This window comes from Streptomyces sp. NPDC052114, assembly GCF_040680155.1.
In the GTDB taxonomy this organism is placed as follows: Bacteria; Actinomycetota; Actinomycetes; order Streptomycetales; family Streptomycetaceae; genus Streptomyces.
The window spans coordinates 22,134-42,224 of the sequence record NZ_JBFAWC010000018.1; the positions used below are offsets into that span (position 1 = coordinate 22,134).

Below are 20,091 nucleotides of genomic sequence, written 5' to 3' on the forward strand. Positions count from 1 at the left end.
GGTGGGCGGGCGCGAAGGTGGGGCGCTCGTGCGAGGTGCCGTGCTCTCACGGAGGGGCGCCGTGAGCGTGGGGCGCCGTCACGCCCGCAGGCGCAGGCCGCGGGGCGTGGCGTGGAAGCCGGCTCCTTCCAGGAGAGGGGCGAAGGGTGAGGTCAGCGCGGCGGCGCCGTTGATCCGCTCCACCGTGACCGTGCCGAGCGAGCCCGCGCGGGCCGCCCCGGCGAGGGCCTCGGCGGCGGCGCCCAGCCGGGGATCCTCGGTGACCGGGGCGTCCGGCGCGGCGGGCCAGGCCAGGAGGGTCTTGCCGCCGCGCTCCATGTAGAGCGTCAGTTCGCCGTCGACCAGGACGACGAGGGAACCGGCCTTGCGGCCCGGCTTGTGGCTCGCGCCGGCCGGGGGCTCGGGCCACGGCAGCGCGGCCCCGTACGCGTTGGCGGGGTCGGCGGCGGCCAGGACCACGGCGGCCTGGTGATCGGCGGGGCGTGAGCCGCCCGCCCGCTCCTGCGAGTTCGCCGTGGCGCGCAGGCGGTCCACCGCGCCGTCCATCGCGAACTGGGCGGCGCCCAGGCCTTCGACGACATAGCCGCGGCGCGCCTGGCCGCTGTCCTCGAACGCCGACAGGACGCGGTACGTCGCCGAGAAGCCGCCCTCGACGCCCTCGGCCGCCACCGCGCCGCGGGTGACCACGCCGTGCCGGTCGAGGAGGGTGCGGGCCAGGGCGTGCGCGCGCAGGGTCGGGTCGGGCTCGCGGAGGGGGAGCAGTGACCAGCGGCCCGCGACCGTCGGAGGACCGGTGCGGGAGGTGGGGCGGGCGGCAGCGGTCAGGCTGCCGTAGCGCCCGCGCGGGATGCTGCGCTTGGCGCGGTGGGCTGTCGCGCCGGCGGTGCGGCCCGAGCCCAGGAGTGAGCGCATCGGGGCGAGCGTGTCGTTCGTCAGCCTCCCCGACCAGGCCAGCTCCCAGATGGCGTCCGCCAGCTGGGGATCCTGGACCTCCGGGTGCGTGGTGGCGCGGACCTGGTCGGCGATCTGCCGGAAGAACAGGCCGTACCCCCCGGAGAGGGTGTCCAGGACCGACTGGTGCAGGGCGGTGAGCTCCAGGGGGTGCGGTGGCGGCAGGAGCAGCGGGGCTGCGTCGGCGAGGTAGAGGGAGACCCAGCCGTCCTTGCCCGGCAGGGAACCCGCGCCGGCCCAGATCACCTCACCTGCCGAGGTCAGCTCGTCGAGCATGGCCGGGTGGTAGCCCGCGACGCGAGAGGGCAGGACGAGCTTCTCCAGCGCGGACGCGGGGACCGTGGCGCCCTGCAACTGCTCGACGGCGCGCACCAGGCCGTCGATGCCTCGCAGGCCGTGTCCGCTCAAGTGCTGCCACTGGGGCAGGAACTGGGCGAGCGCGGCCGGCGGCACCGGCTCCAGTTCGTGCCGCAGGGCCGCGAGCGAGCGGCGGCGCAGGCGGCGGAGGACCGCGGCGTCGCACCACTCCTGGCCGATGCCCGCCGGGTGGAACTCGCCCTGCACGACTCGGCCGTTCGCCGCGAGGCGCTGCAGCGCGCCCTCGGTGACCGCGACCCCGAGACCGAAGCGGGCGGCGGCCGTGGCCGAGGTGAACGGGCCGTGGGTGCGCGCGAAGCGCGCGAGGAGGTCGCCGAGCGGATCCTTGACCGGTTCGGTGAACGCCTCGGGAACGCCCACAGGAAGAGCCGTGCCGAGGGCGTCGCGCAGGCGGCCCGCGTCCTCGATCGCCGCCCAGTGGTCGGCGCCGGCGATACGGACCCGGATGACGCGGCGGGCGCCCGCGAGTTCCTCGGCCCACCCGGTCTCGGCGCCCCGCTCGGCCAGCTCCGCCCCGGTCAGCGGTCCCAGGAGCCGCAGTAGGTCGGCGACGCCTTCGGCGTCCTTGACGCGGCGGTCCTCCGTGCGCCACTGGAGCTCCCGCTCCAGCTCGGTGAGGACGTCCGTGTCGAGCAGCTCTCGCAACTCCGCCTGGCCGAGCAGCTCCGCGAGCAGCCGCGAGTCCAGGGAGAGCGCCGCCGCGCGCCGTTCGGCGAGGGGGGAGTCGCCCTCGTACAGGAACTGCGCCACGTACCCGAACAGGAGCGAGCGGGCGAAGGGCGAGGGCTCGGGGGTGGTGACCTCCACGAGGCGGACGCGGCGGGACTCGATGTCGCCCATCAGTTCCGTGAGGCCCGGTACGTCGAAGACGTCCTGGAGACACTCCCTGACCGCTTCCAGGACGATCGGGAACGAGCCGAACTCGCTCGCGACCTCCAGCAGTTGCGCCGCGCGCTGGCGCTGCTGCCACAGCGGGGTGCGCTTGCCGGGGCTGCGGCGCGGCAGCAGCAGCGCGCGGGCGGCGCACTCGCGAAAGCGCGAGGCGAACAGCGCCGATCCGCCCACCTGGTCGGTGACGATCTGGTTGACCTCGCCCTTGTCGAAGGCGACATCGGCGGCGCCGACCGGGGCCTTCTCGGAGTCGTACTCCATGGAGGGCGCCGTGGGCTCCTGGTCGAGCAGGTCCAGGCCCATCAGGTCGGCGTCGGGCAGCCGCAGCACGATGCCGTCGTCGGCGTGCATGACCTGCGCGTCCATGCCGTACCGCTCGGTGAGGCGGGCGCCGAGGGCGAGGGCCCACGGCGCGTGCACCTGGGCCCCGAAGGGGGAGTGCACGACGACCCGCCAGTCGCCCAGCTCGTCGCGGAACCGCTCGACCACGATCGTGCGGTCGTCGGGGATGTGGCCGCAGGCCTCGCGCTGCTCGGTGAGGTACGCCAGGACGTTGTCGGCGGCCCAGGGGTCCAGTCCCGCCGCGAGGAGCCGTACGCGCGCGTCCTCCTGCGTCAGCGCGCCGACCTCCCGGAGGAACGCGCCGAGCGCGCGGCCCAGTTCGAGCGGGCGGCCCAGCTGGTCGCCCTTCCAGAAGGGCAGCCGCCCGGGGACGCCCGGGGCGGGGGAGACGAGGACGCGGTCGCGCGTGATGTCCTCGATGCGCCAGGAGCTCGTGCCGAGCGTGAAGACGTCGCCCACGCGCGACTCGTAGACCATCTCCTCGTCGAGCTCACCGACGCGACCGCCGCCCTTCTTGGGGTCGGCGCCCGCGAGGAAGACTCCGAAGAGGCCTCGGTCGGGGATCGTGCCCCCCGAAGTGACCGCCAGGCGCTGTGCCCCGGGCCGCCCGGTGACCGTGCCCGCGACGCGGTCCCAGACCACGCGGGGGCGCAGCTCCGCGAAGGCGTCCGAGGGATAGCGGCCCGCGAGCATGTCCAGGACGGCCGTGAACGCCGACTCCGGGAGCGAGGAGAAGGACGCCGACCTGCGCACCACCGCCAGCAGGTCGTCGACCTGCCAGCTGTCGAGCGCGACCATCGCCACCAGCTGCTGGGCCAGCACGTCCAGGGGGTTGGCCGGGACGCGCAGGGACTCGATGGCGCCGGTCCGCATCCGCTCGGTGACGACGGCGGCCTGGACGAGGTCCCCTCGGTACTTGGGGAAGACGACTCCGGTGGAGACGGCGCCCACTTGGTGGCCCGCCCGGCCCACACGCTGGAGTCCGGAGGCGACGGACGGCGGCGACTCGACCTGCACGACCAGGTCGACCGCCCCCATGTCGATGCCCAGCTCCAGGCTGGACGTGGCGACCACGGCAGGCAGCCTGCCCGCCTTCAGGTCCTCCTCGACCTGTGCGCGCTGCTCCTTGGAGACCGAGCCGTGGTGGGCGCGGGCCAGGACGGGCGGCGCGCCCTTGGCGGCGCCCGACTCGGCCATCAGCTCCGCGGGCGAGTGGTCCTCGGGGAGCGCCTCTCCGGTCGCCCTTTCGTACGCGATCTCGTTCAGGCGGTTGCACAGGCGCTCGGCCAGGCGGCGGGAGTTGGCGAACACGATCGTGGAGCGATGGGACTGGACGAGGTCGGTGATGCGCTCCTCGACGTGCGGCCAGATCGACGGGCGCTCGGCCGCAGGCCCCGCGCCGTCGCCGGAGTCGGTCACCGGGGAGCCGCCCAGCTCCCCGAGGTCCTCCACCGGGACCACTACGGAGAGGTCGAACTCCTTGCCGGACGGCGGCTGGACGATCTCCACCTTGCGCTGCGGTGAGAGGTACCGCGCGACCTCGTCCACCGGGCGCACCGTGGCCGACAGGCCGATGCGGCGCGCGGGCTGCGGCAGCAGTTCGTCGAGCCGCTCCAGGGACAGGGCCAGATGGGCGCCGCGCTTGGTGCCCGCGACCGCGTGCACCTCGTCCAGGATCACCGTCTCGATGCCGGTCAGGGCGTCCCGAGTGGCGGAGGTGAGCATCAGGAACAGCGACTCGGGCGTGGTGATGAGGATGTCCGGCGGGCGCGTCGACAGGGCCCGTCGCTCGGCCGCCGGGGTGTCGCCCGAGCGGATGCCGACCCGCACCTCAGGTTCGGGCAGCCCGAGGCGCACCGACTCCTGGCGGATGCCGGTCAGCGGGCTGCGCAGATTGCGCTCCACGTCGACCGCGAGGGCCTTCAGGGGGGACACGTACAGCACCCGGCAGCGCTTCTTGGCGTCGGCCGGCGGTGGCGTCGACGCCAGCTGGTCGAGCGCGGCGAGGAAGGCGGCCAGGGTCTTGCCCGAGCCGGTGGGCGCGACGACCAGCACGTCGGAGCCCTCGGCGATCGCCTGCCACGCGCCGGCCTGGGCGGAGGTCGGTGCGGAGAAGGCACCGGTGAACCAGCCGCGGGTCGCGGGCGAGAACCCGTCAAGGGCGCGGTGGGCGCGAGGGGCGCTGGACGCGGAGCTGACCATGCCCCCATCCTGCACCTCGCCACTGACAACGGCGTCGACCTGCGGAAAGGGGGTCGCGTGGCGGTCGCGGAGGTGGGGAGGAGGGGCAGCGCAGGTGCGGCGGAGCGGGCGGGGTGGAACGGACGGGGCGGACGGGGTGGAGCGGGCGCGGCACGGGCGGTACGCGGAGCTGCCCGGGGCTCCGGCACCGACCGACCTGCCGTGGGCCCTTGACGGGCTGACGCGGCGGACGCGAGTCCACGTCCGCCGGTCCCGCTGCGCGTGCGGGCCTCGTACGGGTCTCTCCCGGGATCGGGTCTCTCGCAGGCTCGGGTTCCTCCCGGCTCGTGGGCGCCTCCGCTCAGTCGATGGTCCGCCCGTACGCCCGAAGGGTGCGCAGCGCCTCGATGGTGACGATCGGGCGCGCCTCCAGGGCCGTGCCCGGCGCCCACTGCCGCCAGCGGACGGGCCAGCCGCCGTCTTCCTGCTGCTCGCGGGTCAGGAAGTCCAGCGAGCCGCGCATCTCGTCGTCGGTGAACCACGCGCGCGCGAGCGACTCGGGCGTCTTCGCGTAGTCGTGCGGGAAGTGGTGCTCGCCCGCCGCGTAGCCGGGCGCCACCGGGTACGCGTCCAGGTTCTCCGGGTCGAGGGCCGCCAGACGCTGCTCGCGTACCAGGCGGCCCAGGCGGTCGGCGGCGGCCTGCGCGCGCGGGCGGTCGGGTGCGCCGTCGAGGAAGGCGACGGCGGCCTGGACCTCGTACGGATGGGTCTTCTCCAGCGCCTCGACGGCCGCCCAGCAGAAGTCCGTGGCCCGGAAGAGCCAGGCGTGCCACACCTCGTTGCGGTGCAGCAGGCCCACCACGGGGCCGGTGGCCAGCAGCTCGCTGGGCGGGTCGTCGACGATCGGCACGAACGGCGCCGAGGGGTAGCCGCGCTGGCTGGGATGGATCGCGGGAAGGGCGCCCTCGGCCGTCGACACCGAGGTCAGATAGCGGCATACGCGCTCCACCCGCTGTCCGCCGCAGCGCCGGATCGAGTCCAGCACACGCAGTGCGTGCCCGGTGTGCAGCGGCTGGCTGACGGGGCCGCGCAGATCGGGTTCGAGCGCGTAGCCGTACCCGCCGTCCGGGGTGGCGTACGAGGTCAGGGCGGTCTCGACGGCATCGGCTGCCGGGGCGCCACCGGCGCCGTCGAGGAAGTGGTACGCGAACCGTCGCTGCTCGAGGACGCGCGCGGTGAGCCAGACGAAGTGCTCGGCGCGGGCGAGCGGGGAGAGCGCCGCGTCGGGGGAGTGCACTGGGTCGGGGGATGCTCCGGTTTCGGCCATGTTCCGACCGTAGGACGGAAAGCGTTCCCGGCAAGCCCCCTGGGCCGGGCTGCACTCTCAGGGGCGCGATACTGGAGTCATGCGGTTGACGGTCTTCTGGCAGCGGATGGCGGAGCACTTCGGAGCGGGGTACGCCGATTCCTTCGCGCGCGATCACGTGATGACGGAGCTGGGCGGGCGTACGGTCCACGAGGCGCTGGACGCGGGCTGGGAGGCCAAGGACGTCTGGCGCGCGGTGTGCGCGGCGATGGACGTACCGGCCGAAAAGCGCTGACCCGGGACAGCGCTCGTCGCGGCCGGAGTGCGCCACGCGCGCGTGGCCGCCTCACGAGTTCCTCTATGAGACCGTCCCAAGTTCTTCTATAGGACCGTCCCAAGACGCGGGGGCGGCGGCCGATTGTCGGCGGCGTGGGCGACACTTGCCCCGTGGCACCGACAGATGAGACCGCGCAGGTCACCCAGGACACCGCAGCGCCCGGCACGACGCCGCCCGCGCAGCCCCCCGCCGGGGCCGAGGCAGGGCGTGGCGCCCGCATGCCGCGCTGGCTGCCGCGTGCCATGGTGCTCGCCCTCGCGCTCATCGCCTGTTTCCAGCTGGGCAGTTGGGCGTTCCACCAGCTCACCGGGCTGCTGATCAATGTCCTGATCGCCTTCTTCCTGGCGCTCGCCGTCGAGCCCGCGGTGAGCTGGATGGCGGCGCGCGGGCTGCGCAGGGGCTTCGCCACGTTCCTGGTCTTCCTGAGCGTCGTGATCGCGGGCGCGGGCTTCGTCACGCTGATGGGCTCGATGCTCGCGGGCCAGATCGTGGACATGGTCGAGGACTTCCCCGACTACCTCGACAAGGTCATCAGCTGGATCAACCAGACGTTCCACACGGACCTCTCCCGCGTCGAGGTCCAGGACAGCCTGGTCCACTCCGACTGGCTGCAGAAGTACGTGCAGAACAGCGCCAGCGGCGTCCTGGACGTCTCCGCGCAGGTCCTCGGCGGTCTCTTCCAGCTCCTGACCATCCTGCTGTTCTCGTTCTACTTCGCGGCCGACGGGCCGCGGCTGCGGCGGGCGCTGTGCTCGGTGCTGCCGCCGGCCAGGCAGGCCGAGGTGCTGCGCGCCTGGGAGATCGCGGTCGACAAGACCGGCGGCTATCTCTACTCGCGCGGTCTGATGGCGCTGATCTCCGGGATCGCGCACTACATCCTGCTCCAGGCCCTGGACGTGCCCTACGCGCCCGTGCTCGCCGTGTGGGTGGGCCTCGTCTCCCAGTTCATCCCCACCATCGGCACGTACCTGGCGGGCGCCCTGCCGATGCTGATCGCCTTCACGGTCGATCCCTGGTACGCGCTCTGGGTGCTGACGTTCGTCGTCATCTATCAGCAGTTCGAGAACTATGTGCTGCAGCCCAAGCTGACCGCCAAGAGCGTGGACATCCATCCCGCGGTCGCCTTCGGTTCGGTCATCGCGGGCACGGCGCTTCTCGGCGCGGTCGGGGCGCTCATCGCGATCCCCGCCGTCGCGACGCTGCAGGCCTTCCTCGGGGCGTACGTGAAGAGGTACGACGTCACGGACGACCCCCGGGTGCACGGCCACCGGCGCCGGAGCGGGGCCACCCTCCTCGCGCGCGTGCGGGGCGCGCTGCGGGGGCCGAACCATCCGGGAGCGGCGCCGCAGTCCGAGGCGGAGCCGAAGCGGGACGGCGGCCAGTAGGGCGGACAGAGGGAGTCGCCGGGGCCAGTCAGGAGGCGAGGGCGCCCCACACCCCGGCGCCGAGAACAGCCACTCCGTAGAGACCGACCGCCGCCGTCAGCACGCGCCCCCGCGTCCGCTCGCTCCAGGAGGTGCGGGACAGCAGCCAGGCGAGGGTCGGCAGGACGAGGACGGCGTGCAGGCTCACTCCGTGCAGCGGCTTGAGCGGTGCCGTGGAGGCGTACGCGTCTTCCTGGTGACCGGTTCTGGTGAGGTACACGCCACGCGCGATCATCGCCGCCCCCGAGGCCAGCGCGACGAGCAGCACGGCGAAGCCGGACCGCAGCGCGAGCGGCATGCCCGCAGGACCGTCGGGCCGTCTCCTGAAGGAGATGACCGCGAACACCGAGAGCAGGACGACGAGGATCCCGCCGCCGACCGCGAGGGACATGGACACCGCGGAGTCGAAGCCGGTCTCCATGTTGAGATGCGAGGGCACACGGCGCCACGCCTGCAGGGTGATCCCGCCGACCTCCAGCACGCAGTCGGCGGCGAACAGGACGAGCAGCGCGGTCCGCACGCGTCGGCTCATCCTCAGATACGACGTCACCCAGGTGATCGCGATCAGCGTCAGGCCGAAGGACAGCCCGAACGTCACGGGCTTGCGCCAGGAGACGGGACCTTCCCAGGAACCGCCGTCGACCGAGAAGACCACGAGATGCGCCAGGCCCGAGAGGACCAGGACGGCACCGATCACGTGGCAGAGGCGTTCGGCGGGGCGCGGGGACGGCTGGGGCGCGCCGCGCACGGCCTCTCTGCCCTCGGGGCGGGTTTCCATGGGACGGTTTTCCATGAGGACAGCCTGGCGAGGACGCCGCCGAGGGGCGTCCCCCGGCCGAAGACACCGCCCGTACGCCTGGGGGAGTAGCCCCGGAGCGACCCGGTCGTGGAGGTCGTGCGGCCGCGCCGCCCCGCGGGTGCCCAGGGTGTGGCCCGCGGCGTGCCGCGCTTGACACCAAAATCGAACATCCATTCTCATGAGGTGTCCGACGGCGATTTTCCGGGGGTCCGAGAGGGATCCCTGGGACGCTCCGGAGGATTTCGGGGGAGGGATTGCCTCGAGTTATCCACAGGCTGGACGGGCGTCGGGGCGGATTGTCAGTGGCAGGCGTTAGCGTCTTTGACGTGAAGCGATCGACTCAAGCAAACCGGGTGGAACCCATGGCAGGAACCGACCGCGAGAAGGCGCTCGACGCCGCGCTCGCACAGATTGAACGGCAATTCGGCAAGGGCGCAGTGATGCGCATGGGCGAGCGGCCGAACGAGCCCATCGAGGTCATCCCCACCGGGTCGACCGCGCTCGACGTGGCCCTCGGCGTCGGCGGCCTGCCGCGCGGCCGTGTGGTGGAGGTCTACGGCCCGGAGTCCTCCGGTAAGACGACCCTGACCCTGCACGCGGTGGCCAACGCCCAGCGCGCGGGCGGCGCGGTGGCCTTCGTGGACGCCGAGCACGCCCTCGACCCCGAGTACGCGAAGAAGCTCGGCGTCGACATCGACAACCTCATCCTGTCCCAGCCGGACAACGGCGAGCAGGCCCTCGAGATCGTCGACATGCTCGTCCGCTCCGGCGCCCTCGACCTGATCGTCATCGACTCCGTCGCCGCCCTGGTGCCGCGCGCGGAGATCGAGGGCGAGATGGGCGACTCGCACGTGGGTCTGCAGGCCCGCCTGATGAGCCAGGCGCTGCGAAAGATCACCAGTGCGCTCAACCAGTCCAAGACCACCGCGATCTTCATCAACCAGCTGCGCGAGAAGATCGGTGTGATGTTCGGCTCCCCGGAGACCACGACCGGTGGCCGGGCCCTGAAGTTCTACGCCTCGGTGCGCATCGACATCCGCCGCATCGAGACCCTGAAGGACGGCACGGACGCGGTCGGCAACCGCACCCGCTGCAAGGTCGTCAAGAACAAGGTCGCGCCGCCCTTCAAGCAGGCCGAGTTCGACATCCTCTACGGCCAGGGCATCAGCCGCGAGGGCGGCCTGATCGACATGGGCGTCGAGCACGGCTTCGTCCGCAAGGCGGGCGCCTGGTACACGTACGAGGGCGACCAGCTCGGCCAGGGCAAGGAGAACGCCCGCAACTTCCTGAAGGACAACCCCGACCTCGCCAACGAGATCGAGAAGAAGATCAAGGAGAAGCTGGGCGTCGGTGTGAAGCCCGAGACTCCTGCGGAGCCCGGCGCGGACGCGGCGAGCACCACTCCGGCCGACGACGCCAAGACGGTTCCCGCGCCGGCGGCCAAGGCCACCAAGTCCAAGGCCGCGGCGGCCAAGAGCTAGTCCGTGACGCGACGAACCGACTGGGCGGAGTACACCGCCCCCGAAAGCCGCACCGGCCCCGCCGGGCGGGAGTACGGGGACGGTGCTGATCAGGACGGCATCGGCCGGGACGGCGGGCGCGACGGGTTCGGGGACGGCGACGGCACCGACTCCCGGGACGACGGGCCGCGGGGGCGCGGCGGCCGGAGCCCCGGGCGCCGACGGCGGCGCGGCGGCTTCGGCGGCCACCAGGACAGCGGCTCCCCTTCCTCGTCGAGGGCCGAGAAGGGGGAGTCGCCGACGGGGGATCCGGCCGAGCGGGCGCGGGCGATCTGTCTGCGCCTGCTCACCGGCACGCCCCGCACGCGCAAGCAGCTCGCGGACGCGTTGCGCAAGCGGGAGATCCCCGACGACGTGGCGGAGGAGGTGCTCTCCCGCTTCGAAGAGGTCGGCCTGATCAACGACAGCGCCTTCGCGGACGCCTGGGTGGAGTCCCGCCACCACGGCCGGGGCCTGGCCCGGCGCGCCCTCGCGCGGGAGCTGCGCACCAAGGGCGTGGAGTCCACGCTGATCGACGAAGCCGTCGGGCAGCTCGACTCGGAGCAGGAGGAGACGACCGCGCGGGAGCTCGTCGCCCGCAAGCTCCGCTCCACGCGGGGCCTCGATCGCGACAAACGCCTGCGCCGCCTCGCGGGCATGCTCGCCCGCAAGGGCTATCCGGAGGGCATGGCGCTCAGGGTGGTCCGGCAGGCCCTGGAGGAAGAGGGCGAGGACACCGAGGACTTGGGGTACGAGGCGTTCTGAGCGGGCCGCTCCCACGGGGGTGGGGCGGCCACCGGAGCGATCCTCGTGTCCCGAGCCGCGCTCCGCGGGGTGGGATCGCCCCTCCCGCGGGCACTGCGCAAGATCCATCCGCAAGCACGGATGCCGATGCCGGACACCGACGGGCGCCTCTCACCAAGCCGTACCGAAGCCCGGTGAGAGGCGGTCACGCGCGCGTGCTCACCCCTGGCCGGGCCCCGCGACCGGAAGCCCGGCCGCGCGCCACGCCTGGAAACCGCCGACGAGATCGGTCGCGTGCCGCAGCCCCAACTGCCGCAAGGAGGCCGCCGCGAGGCTGGACGCGTACCCCTCGTTGCAGACCACGACGACACGCAGGTCGTGGCCGGTGGCTTCCGGGGCGCGATGACTGCCCTGGGGGTCCAGACGCCACTCCAGTTCGTTGCGCTCCACGACCAGGGCGCCGGGGATCAGCCCGTCGCGCTCCCGCAGTGCCGCGTACCGGATGTCGACCAGCAGGCCGCCGTCCCGCGCGGTGTCGTACGCCTCCTGGGGAGTGACGCGGTCCAGATCGAGCCGGACGCGCTCCAGCAACTCGTCGATGCCGAGCGGGCGTTCGCCTATCGGGTCGTTGTTCTTCTCGCTCACTGCCAGTCCTCCGGGCGCTCCACGGCCTCCAGGCGGAGGACCTCGCCGGTGCGGCTGTAGCGGCGGATCCGCGGCAGCGGCGGGTAGTAGGCGTGCACCGAAACGGCGTGCTCGGTCGGGGACGCGTTCAGCACCTCGTGCACGTGGTTCCGGCCGAAGGCGCGGCCCTCGCCGGCGGTCAACTCCCTTTCGCGGTCGACGTCTTCGGAGAGCTCCAGCGTCTTCCAGCCGTCGGTGGGCAGGCGTACGGCGAGGGAGTTCTCCTTGAGGGTGCCCGTGGCGGTGAGGAAGGCGCCGATCGACTCGGCGTGGTCGTGCCAGCCGGTGCCGGTGCCGGGCGGCCAGCCGATCAGCCAGGCCTCACTGCCGCCGGGGCCCTCCAGGCGCACCCAGGTGCGGCCCTCGGGATCGAGCGGCAGGGAGGCGATGAGCGCGGCGTCGGCCGCGCTGCGGCGGACGAAGTCGAGGAGTTCGGCGGCGGTGGGCGCCGCGGCGCGCCCGGACGAGGGCGCGGCGGAGGAAGGGGCGGAAGCAGACACGGATACCGTCCTGGAGGTTCGCGGAAGCGCACGCGAGACGTCCGGGAAGCCGGGCTCAGCGCGCGAGAGGGAAAGGCGAAATCAACAGGACGGGTGACACACGCAGCCCGCGTACCGGACGAGGTCCATGTGGACCCTCCGCCACAGGCGCACATCGGTGTCGGTCACGATCCGGAGTAGACCACGGAGGCCGAGGCCGGTCAACTCCGGTTCAGCATGCGGTCGGCGAACGGGCCCCTCGCGGGGCCGTCGCGTCGGCTACTTCGTCTTCGCCGGGCTCTCCTGCGCGCCGGACCGCTCCGGCCGCCCCGCACCCTCGCCGCGCTCCGCCCGCGCCGCGCCGCCCAGCGCCGCCTCGGCCGCCGCGTACAGCTCGGCCGGGCGCACCCCGGACAGCGCGGTGACCAGATGGCCGTCGGGGCGTACGAGCAGGACGGAGTGGGCGGCGGCCCCCGGGTAGCTCTCCGCCACGAGCAGTTCGGCATCGTGCGGCAGCGCCGAGACGGCGGCGGCGAGCCGGGGCATGATCCCGGCCGAGACCCAGTGCCGTCGCTCCCACACCACCGTGCCGGGCGCGACGAGGACCACGAGCAACTGCCCGAGCCCGAGTCGGTCCCGCAGCTGGACGAAGGACCCGTCGGGCGCCGTCACCTGCACATCGGCGACCGGCGCCCCCGGCGGCGTGCCCACCGCCACCTCGGACTCGGTCGGCTCGGGCGACAGGGGCGAGTCGGCGTACGACGACGGCGCGCCGAGCGGCCCGCGCCCCACATGGCCGTCCGTGAGGAGCGTGTCGTGCCCGCGCGCCGCCCCCGGCACGTAGGAGCGCAGCCCCTTGCCGCCGCGCAGCGCGGGCAGCGACTGGTCGGCGGCGCGCAGGCGTGCGGCCACACCGGCCCGCCGCTCGGCCTGATAGCTGTCGAGCAGCGAGTCGCGGGCGCCGTGGTGCCAGGCGAGCGCCAGCTTCCAGGAGAGGTTGTCGGCGTCCCGCAGCCCCTCGTCGAGCCCCTGGGTGCCGAGCGCGCCGAGCAGATGCGCGGCGTCCCCGGCGAGGAAGGCGCGGCCGATCCGCCACCGCCGGGCGAGGCGGTGATGGACGGTGTGCACGCCCGTGTCCAGCAGTTCGTACGGCGGAGTGGCGCCCTCGCACCAGCCCGCGAGGGTCTCCCGGATGCGCACGACGAGGGCGTCGGGCGTCACCAGCTCGCCGCGTGGCGGCAGCAGCCAGTCGAGCCGCCACACGCCGTCGGCCATCGGACGGCCCGTCACCTCGGCGCCTCCGCCGCGCCACGGAGGCATCCGGTGCAACAACGCTTCGCCCTGCCAGGGAAGTTCCGTGCGCAGTGCCGCCACGGCGTGTCGCTCGACGGCCGTGCGCCCGGGGAAGCGGATGTCGAGCAGCTTGCGCACCGTGGAGCGCGGGCCGTCGCAGCCCACCAGATAGCTGCCCCGCCACCAGGTGTCCTTCGGACCGCGGGTGTGCGCGGTCAGCCCGGAGGCGTCCTGCTCCAGGGAGTCGAGCTTGCTCTCCACCGCGATCTTGACCAGCCGCTCGTCGGCGATGGCGTCGCGCAGCGCGCCGGTCAGCACGTGCTGGGGCAGATGCAGCGGGGCGGGGGACCCGTCCCCGAAGGAGAGCTCCCGCATCAGCTGTTTGCGCCGCAAGGAGCGCCAGCTGGTCCACCGCGCGCCCGACTCCGCGTCCCCGAACGAGTGACCCACCAGCCGCTCCACGAACGCCGCCGTGTCCTCGCGGAGCACGACGGTCCGCGCGGGGCGCTGCTCTTCCTTGCCCGGTCCTTCGTCGAGGACGACGGTGGGCACCGAGTGGCGGGCGAGGGAGAGGGCGAGCGCGAGTCCGACGGGGCCCGCGCCGACGACGATCACCGGGTCCACGGCGCACACCCTCCGGCCCGCTGGGCCCTGAGGGTCCGGACTGCCCGGAAGCGCTGGACGTACGTACAGGAACTGGCAGTTGGAGCCCGGTGCACGATCACAGAACGTATGCAACCCATTGCCGGTGCTTGCGTCAAGTGACGATGGCAGTGGCGGGCACGAGAGAACGCACGTGGGGGACAGCAACAGGGCTGTCCCCCACGTCAGCGACGGGGATTCGTCAGTTGGATTTTCCAACCCCGTCGTCGGGGTCGTCCTTCGGGCGATCGGTGCCGGCGTCGGGGGCGTCGGCCGCCTCCGGGGCGTCGGTGCCCTCGGGAGAGTCGGCGGGCGTGCCCGGCGCGTCCTCCGCGGTGGCCGTCGGGCCGAGCGGCGCGGCCGTGTCGAGCACGCCCGGGGCCTCCGCGGGCTCGGCGGCGGCCGCCACGGCGATGCCGGTCTTGGCGCGGCGCCCGCGCTTCTCGATCCATGTGGCGAGCGAGGAGAGGGCGAGGCAGAGCGCGATGTAGATGACACCGAAGACGGTGACCGTCTGGACGAACGGGTACGTGCCGTTCACCGGCGTGTTGTTGGCGATGAGCCGCGCCGAGTACAGGAGCTCGGGGTAGAGGATCATGAAGCCGAGCGAGGTGTCCTTGAGGGTCACCACGAGCTGGCTGATGATCGTCGGCAGCATCGACCGCACGGCCTGCGGGAACAGGATGGTGGTCATGACCTGGGTCTTGCTCAGGCCCAGGGCGTAGGCGGCCTCCCGCTGGCCCTTCGGCACCGCGTTGATGCCGGCGCGCAGGACCTCGGCCTGGACGCAGCCGTTGTAGATGGTCAGACCCAGGACCAGCGCCCACAGCGGGGTCATGTCGCCGAGGATGCCCACCCACAGGGCGAAGATCGTGATCAGCAGCGGGATCGACCGGAAGAGGTCGATGAAGGCGACCGCGACCCAGCGGATGGGCCGGTGGTCGGAGAGCCTGCCGACGCACAGCACGACCGCGAAGATCAGTGAGAAGAAACCGGCGAGGACGAAGGCCTTCAGCGTCGACTGGAGCGCGTCGAAGATGTTCTCGCGGATGCCCGCATAGTTGAAGATGTCCCACAGGGCGCTGTCGAACTCGCCCTTCTCGTTGAGCCTCAGTGCGACCCAGACGAGCAGACCGAGCAGCGCGGCCGAGCCGATCACCGAGTAGATGACGTTGCGGACCTTGGCCTTGGGGCCGGGTGCGTCGAAGAGAACGCTGGCACTCATCGGGCGACCTCCATTCGGTGCTCGAGCAGCCGGAAGAGGCCGTTGATGGCGTACGTGATGATCAGGTACGCGACCGTGATCCAGACGAAGATCATCACGATGTCGTAGCCCTCGTTGCTGAGCGTCTTGGTGATGTTGAACAGCTCGACGTTGTCGAAGCCGCCCGCGATCGCCGAGTTCTTGGTCAGCGCGATGAAGATCGAGCCCATCGGGGCGATGACCGCGCGGGTCGCCTGCGGGAGCACCACGATGCGCATGACCTGCGTGAAGCTCATGCCGATGGCGCGGGCCGCCTCGGCCTGCCCCATCGACACGGTGTTGATGCCCGACCGGAGGGCCTCGGCTATGAAGGACGACGTGTAGAAGCCCAGCGCCGTGACGGCGAGCACGAAGGAGTCCATGTCCGGGAACAGGATCTTCGGCAGGATGAAGAAGGCCACCAGGAACAGCAGGGTGAGCGGGGTGTTCCGGAGGATGTTCACCCACAGGGTGCCGAAGATGCGCAGCGGCGGCACCGGGGAGACCCGGAAGGCGGCGATGATCACGCCGAGCACCATGGCGATGATCCCGCTGACCACGGTCAGCTCCACGGTGCCGATGAACCCCTCGCGGAACAGCGACAGGTTGTCGGTCAGTACGTTCATGAATTCTCCGCGAGAGGGCGGTCGGACGGCGATGTGCTCACAAGACGCCCCGCCCCGCACGGACGTTCAGGCCGTACGAAGCGGGGCGCAGGGTGTCACTTGGGGTCGGTGAAGGCCGGCGGCTCCTGGTAGTCCGAGCCGGACTTGCCGATGGTGGCGTCGAACGCCTTCTTGTAGTCGCCGTTCTCCTGGTGCGCCTTGATGGCGTCCGCGACGGCCTTCTGCAGCGCGGCGTCGCCCTTCTTGAGGCCGACACCGTACGGCTCGTCCGAGAAGGGCTTGCCGACGACCTTGAGCTTCTTCGGGTTCTGCGCCGCGTAGCCCATCAGGATGGCGTCGTCGGTGGTGACGGCGTCGACCTGGTTGTTGAGCATCTGGGCCACGCACTCGGAGTACTTGGACAGCTCGGTCACCTTGGCGCCGTACTTCGGCTTCTTGATGTTCTGCAGCGGCGTCGAGCCGACGATGGAACAGACCTTCTTGCCGCGGACGGTCTCCGGGCCCTTGATGTCCTTCTCGTCCTTGCGGACCAGGAGGGAGGCGCCGGCGTGGTAGTACGGGCCGGCGAAGTCGATCTGCTTCTTGCGCTCGTCGTTGATCGTGTACGTGCCGATCATCAGGTCGACGTCGCCCTTGGAGACCGCGGTCTCGCGGGCGCCGGAGTCGACCGTCTTCCACTCGATCTGCTTCGCCGAGAAGCCGAGGTCGGCCGCGATCATCTTGGCGATCTCGATGTCGAAGCCGGAGTACTCCTTGGTCGACTGGTCCTGGAAGCCCAGGTACGGCTGGTCGGCCTTGGCGCCGATGACCAGCTTGCCGCGCTTCTGGGCGGCCTTGAACACGGAGGAGTCGACCGAGACGTCCTTCTTGACCGTGTAGCTGAGGGACTTGCTGTCCTTGGTGTCCGGGCCCTCCGGCTTGTCGCCGGCCGAGCCCTCCTTGCCGCCGCAGGCGGTGGCGGTCAGCGACAGCGCGGCGACGGTCGCCGCGACGGCGACGGACTTGCGGAGCTTCATGGTGAACATCCTTTGTTTCGACTGGTGTTGAGACGGCGTGGGAGCCTCAGTGTTTAAGGATCTTCGACAGGAAGTCCTTGGCCCGGTCGCTGCGCGGGTTGTTGAAGAACTGCTCCGGCGTGGCCTCTTCGACGATCCGGCCGTCCGCCATGAACACGACGCGGTTGGCCGCGGAGCGGGCGAAGCCCATCTCGTGGGTGACCACGACCATCGTCATGCCGTCCCGGGCGAGCTGCTGCATCACCTCGAGGACCTCGTTGATCATCTCCGGGTCGAGCGCCGACGTGGGCTCGTCGAAGAGCATGACCTTGGGGTCCATCGCCAACGCGCGGGCGATCGCGACGCGTTGCTGCTGACCGCCGGAGAGCTGCGCGGGGTACTTGTCGGCCTGCGTGGCGACACCCACGCGGTCCAGGAGCTCGCGTGCCTTGCGCTCCGCCTCGGCCTTGCCGATCTTGCGGACCTTGATCTGCCCCAGCGTCACGTTCTCGAGCACGGTCTTGTGCGCGAAAAGGTTGAACGACTGGAAGACCATGCCCACGTCCGCACGGAGCCGGGCGAGTTCCTTGCCCTCCTGGGGCAGCGGCTTGCCGTCGATCGAGATGTCTCCCGAATCGATCGTCTCCAGGCGGTTGATGGCGCGGCACAGGGTGGACTTGCCGGACCCGGAGGGGCCGATCACGACGACGACCTCACCACGGGCGATGGTCAGGTCGATGTCCTGGAGGACGTGCAGAGCGCCGAAGTGCTTGTTGACGTTCTTCAGCACGACCAGGTCGTCCGCCCCGGGCGGTATGGCGTCCTTGGTCACCGATACTTCGGTCACGGCTTGTTGCTCCATCCTCCTCGGTTGGGAGGACAGTAATAACCCAGTGCGACCAGCGTCATTACATCTGAGAGGAAATTGAGCATAACGATCCGGCCGCAACCGGACACTCCGTGTGAAGAGGGCCCACGGAGTGCGTACCGGCTGGGTAACGGAACGTGCAGGGGACCCGAACCCTCTTGACGCGGTCCTTATCCATCGGCGTGGATGCCTTGTGCGCATGCGCGACTACCGGACACGACGGAACAACGGATGAAGAGGAGGGGGCCCGCATGAGACTGCTGCTCGTCGAGGACGACGATCATGTGGCCGCCGCTCTGTCCGCCGTCCTGGCCCGGCACGGCTTCGATGTCGTGCACGCCCGCAGCGGCGAGGAGGCCCTGCAGGCACTCCTGCCCACGCAAACGCCTCCCTTCGGAGTGGTGCTCCTCGACCTGGGGCTGCCCGACCAGGACGGCTACGAGGTGTGCGGCAAGATCCGCAAGCGCGGCTCGGTGCCGGTGATCATGGTGACGGCCCGCGCGGACGTACGCTCGCGCATCCACGGGCTCAACCTCGGAGCCGATGACTACGTAGTGAAGCCGTACGACACCGGTGAACTGATCGCCCGTATCCACGCGGTCATCCGGCGCCCCACCTCCGGCGGCGACGCGACGCCTGTCGACAAGGAACTGCGGCTCGGCCCGGTCCACATCGAACTCCCCACCCGGCAGGTCAGCGTGGACGGTTCGATTGTCCAACTGACCCGCAAGGAGTTCGACCTGCTCGCGCTCCTCGCCCAGCGCCCCGGAGTGGTCTTCCGCCGGGAGCAGATCATCAGCGAAGTGTGGCGCACCAGTTGGGAAGGCACGGGGCGCACGCTGGAAGTGCACGTGGCGTCCCTGCGCTCCAAGCTCCACATGCCGGCCCTGATCGAGACCGTGCGCGGCGTCGGCTACCGCCTCGTCGCCCCGGCGGCGTAGGCCGGAGCGAGGACAGGTGCGCTCTCGCCTCCTCCCGCTGCTGATCATCCTGATGGCGGGCGTGCTGCTCGCGCTCGGATTCCCGCTCGCCGTCAGCGTCGCGGCGGCACAGCAGCAGAAGGTGGTCGTCGACCGGATCGACGACACGGCACGCTTCGCGTCACTCGCCCAGTTCGTCACCGAACGTCCCACCGGATCGCGGGTGGAAGGCGGCAGCGACGAGCGCCGCGACACCCTCCAGAAGGAACTCGACGACTACTACGACGTCTACGGCATCCGGGCGGGCGTCTTCTACCGCGACGACGGCCCCATGGCCCACGCCCCGAGCAACTGGCTGCTGCCCAAGGAGGGAGACGTACGGGCCGCCTTCGACGAGGCGCTCCGCTCGCGCGGCAGCCACGACCCCGAACAGGTGTGGCCCTGGCAGCGCGGGAGGCTGGCCGTCGCGTCCCCGGTGATCAGGGACGGCGACGTCATCGCCGTCGTCGTCACCGACTCACCGACTGGGCGCATGCGGTCGAAGACCCTGCAGGGCTGGCTGCTCATCGCCGCGGGTGAATCGGCGGCCATGCTCCTGGCGGTCGGCGCGGCGCTGCGGCTCACCGGCTGGGTGCTGCGCCCGGTGCGTGTCCTGGACGCCACGACGCACGACATCGCGACCGGACGCCTCAAGTCCCGTGTCGCCGCCGCGGGCGGGCCGCCGGAACTCCGGCGCCTGGCCCGCTCGTTCAACGAGATGGCCGACAACGTCCAGGACGTCCTGGAGCAGCAGCGCGCCTTCGTCGCCGACGCCTCGCACCAGCTGCGCAACCCGCTCTCCGCCCTGCTCCTGCGCATCGAGCTCCTCGCCCTCGAACTGCCCGAGGGCAACGAGGAGATCGCCTCGGTCCGCACCGAGGGCAAGCGCCTGGCCCAGGTACTCGACGACCTGCTCGACCTGGCGCTCGCCGAGCACGCCGAGGCCGACCTGAGCCTCACCGACATCGGCGAGCTGGCCGCCGAGCGCGTCGCCGCCTGGCGGCCTCTTGCCGACGAGCGGGGCGTGCGGCTGACGGGCGAGTGCCCGGCGACCACCGGCTGGGCCGACCCGGTCGCCCTCTCCAGCGCGCTGGACGCGGTGATCGACAACGCCCTGAAGTTCACGCCCGAGGGCGGGCCGGTCCGGGTGACGGTCGCCTCCAGCGACGCGACGACGACCGTCGTGGTCACCGACGGCGGCCCCGGCCTCACCGAGGACGAGCTGACCCGCGTGGGCGACCGGTTCTGGCGCAGCACCCGCCACCAGAACGTGAAGGGGTCGGGTCTCGGCCTGTCCATCTCGCGGGCGCTGCTCGCGGCCGGCGGCGGCGCCATCACGTACGCCCGTCATGAACCGGAAGGACTGAAGGTGACGGTCAGCGTGCCCCGCAGCGAGCCGGCCGCGACGCCCTGAGGGCACGAACGCCCGGGACGGCATCGCTCGAGACGG

At 71.7% G+C, this 20,091-nt stretch carries 17 protein-coding genes; 6 read left to right on the top strand and 11 right to left on the bottom strand.

Annotated elements, in window-relative coordinates; all coding sequences use genetic code 11:
* Window positions 1-78: 78 nt before the first annotated feature.
* Entirely contained in the window at window positions 79-4,764 is a 4,686-nt protein-coding gene (locus AB0L89_RS32200; RefSeq protein ID WP_365148886.1) for an ATP-dependent helicase, read from the bottom strand.
* Between the two features lie 340 nt (window positions 4,765-5,104).
* Window positions 5,105-6,070: a hypothetical protein gene (locus AB0L89_RS32205; protein ID WP_365148889.1), complete on the bottom strand. Its 966-nt coding sequence runs from the start codon at window positions 6,068-6,070 to the stop codon at window positions 5,105-5,107.
* Window positions 6,071-6,149: 79 nt separating this feature from the next.
* On the opposite strand from AB0L89_RS32205, the gene AB0L89_RS32210 reads away from it, so the two are divergent.
* Together AB0L89_RS32210 and AB0L89_RS32215 are read left to right on the top strand one after the other, a co-directional pair.
* Entirely contained in the window at window positions 6,150-6,344 is a 195-nt protein-coding gene (locus AB0L89_RS32210; RefSeq protein WP_365148892.1) for a DUF3046 domain-containing protein, read from the top strand.
* Between the two features lie 152 nt (window positions 6,345-6,496).
* On the top strand, window positions 6,497-7,771 hold the full coding sequence (locus tag AB0L89_RS32215) for an AI-2E family transporter (RefSeq protein ID WP_365148895.1): 1,275 nt from the start codon (window positions 6,497-6,499) through the stop codon (window positions 7,769-7,771).
* Between the two features lie 28 nt (window positions 7,772-7,799).
* On the opposite strand, the gene AB0L89_RS32220 is transcribed toward AB0L89_RS32215, so the two are convergent.
* A complete protein-coding gene (locus AB0L89_RS32220; protein ID WP_365148898.1) occupies window positions 7,800-8,588 on the bottom strand; it encodes a hypothetical protein in 789 nt (262 codons plus the stop codon).
* A 383-nt stretch (window positions 8,589-8,971) separates the two neighbouring features.
* Here AB0L89_RS32220 and recA point away from each other — a divergent pair, with 383 nt between their 5' ends.
* A complete protein-coding gene (recA, locus tag AB0L89_RS32225) occupies window positions 8,972-10,090 on the top strand; it encodes a recombinase RecA (protein WP_365148901.1) in 1,119 nt (372 codons plus the stop codon).
* Window positions 10,091-10,093: 3 nt separating this feature from the next.
* The gene (gene recX / locus AB0L89_RS32230) at window positions 10,094-10,873 is read left to right on the top strand and encodes a recombination regulator RecX (RefSeq protein ID WP_365148904.1); all 780 of its coding nucleotides are present in this window, start codon (window positions 10,094-10,096) and stop codon (window positions 10,871-10,873) included.
* 198 nt (window positions 10,874-11,071) lie between these two features.
* Here recX and AB0L89_RS32235 read toward each other — a convergent pair whose 3' ends face one another.
* From AB0L89_RS32235 to AB0L89_RS32270, 8 genes are all read right to left on the bottom strand, one after another.
* On the bottom strand, window positions 11,072-11,497 hold the full coding sequence (locus tag AB0L89_RS32235; RefSeq protein WP_365148907.1) for a rhodanese-like domain-containing protein: 426 nt from the start codon (window positions 11,495-11,497) through the stop codon (window positions 11,072-11,074).
* Window positions 11,494-12,036: a cysteine dioxygenase gene (locus AB0L89_RS32240; RefSeq protein WP_365148910.1), complete on the bottom strand. Its 543-nt coding sequence runs from the start codon at window positions 12,034-12,036 to the stop codon at window positions 11,494-11,496. Before AB0L89_RS32240 ends, AB0L89_RS32235 begins: the two co-directional genes overlap by 4 nt.
* An 81-nt stretch (window positions 12,037-12,117) precedes the next feature.
* Complete coding sequence (locus AB0L89_RS32245) at window positions 12,118-12,204, bottom strand: putative leader peptide (protein WP_336621184.1); 87 nt, start codon at window positions 12,202-12,204, stop codon at window positions 12,118-12,120.
* Window positions 12,205-12,294: 90 nt separating this feature from the next.
* A complete protein-coding gene (locus tag AB0L89_RS32250; protein WP_365148913.1) occupies window positions 12,295-13,932 on the bottom strand; it encodes an FAD-dependent monooxygenase in 1,638 nt (545 codons plus the stop codon).
* A gap of 220 nt (window positions 13,933-14,152) precedes the next feature.
* A complete protein-coding gene (locus tag AB0L89_RS32255; RefSeq protein WP_365148916.1) occupies window positions 14,153-15,175 on the bottom strand; it encodes an amino acid ABC transporter permease in 1,023 nt (340 codons plus the stop codon).
* On the bottom strand, window positions 15,172-15,819 hold the full coding sequence (locus tag AB0L89_RS32260; protein ID WP_365148919.1) for an amino acid ABC transporter permease: 648 nt from the start codon (window positions 15,817-15,819) through the stop codon (window positions 15,172-15,174). The genes AB0L89_RS32255 and AB0L89_RS32260 overlap by 4 nt, the downstream gene beginning before the upstream one ends.
* Before the next feature lie 95 nt (window positions 15,820-15,914).
* Window positions 15,915-16,835: a glutamate ABC transporter substrate-binding protein gene (locus tag AB0L89_RS32265; protein ID WP_365148922.1), complete on the bottom strand. Its 921-nt coding sequence runs from the start codon at window positions 16,833-16,835 to the stop codon at window positions 15,915-15,917.
* Window positions 16,836-16,881: 46 nt separating this feature from the next.
* The gene (locus tag AB0L89_RS32270; protein ID WP_365148925.1) at window positions 16,882-17,661 is read right to left on the bottom strand and encodes an amino acid ABC transporter ATP-binding protein; all 780 of its coding nucleotides are present in this window, start codon (window positions 17,659-17,661) and stop codon (window positions 16,882-16,884) included.
* A 272-nt stretch (window positions 17,662-17,933) separates the two neighbouring features.
* Between AB0L89_RS32270 and AB0L89_RS32275 the strand changes: the two genes are divergently transcribed.
* Window positions 17,934-18,623: a response regulator transcription factor gene (locus tag AB0L89_RS32275; protein ID WP_365148927.1), complete on the top strand. Its 690-nt coding sequence runs from the start codon at window positions 17,934-17,936 to the stop codon at window positions 18,621-18,623.
* A gap of 16 nt (window positions 18,624-18,639) precedes the next feature.
* Entirely contained in the window at window positions 18,640-20,055 is a 1,416-nt protein-coding gene (locus AB0L89_RS32280) for a HAMP domain-containing sensor histidine kinase (protein WP_365148930.1), read from the top strand.
* Window positions 20,056-20,091: the final 36 nt, after the last annotated feature.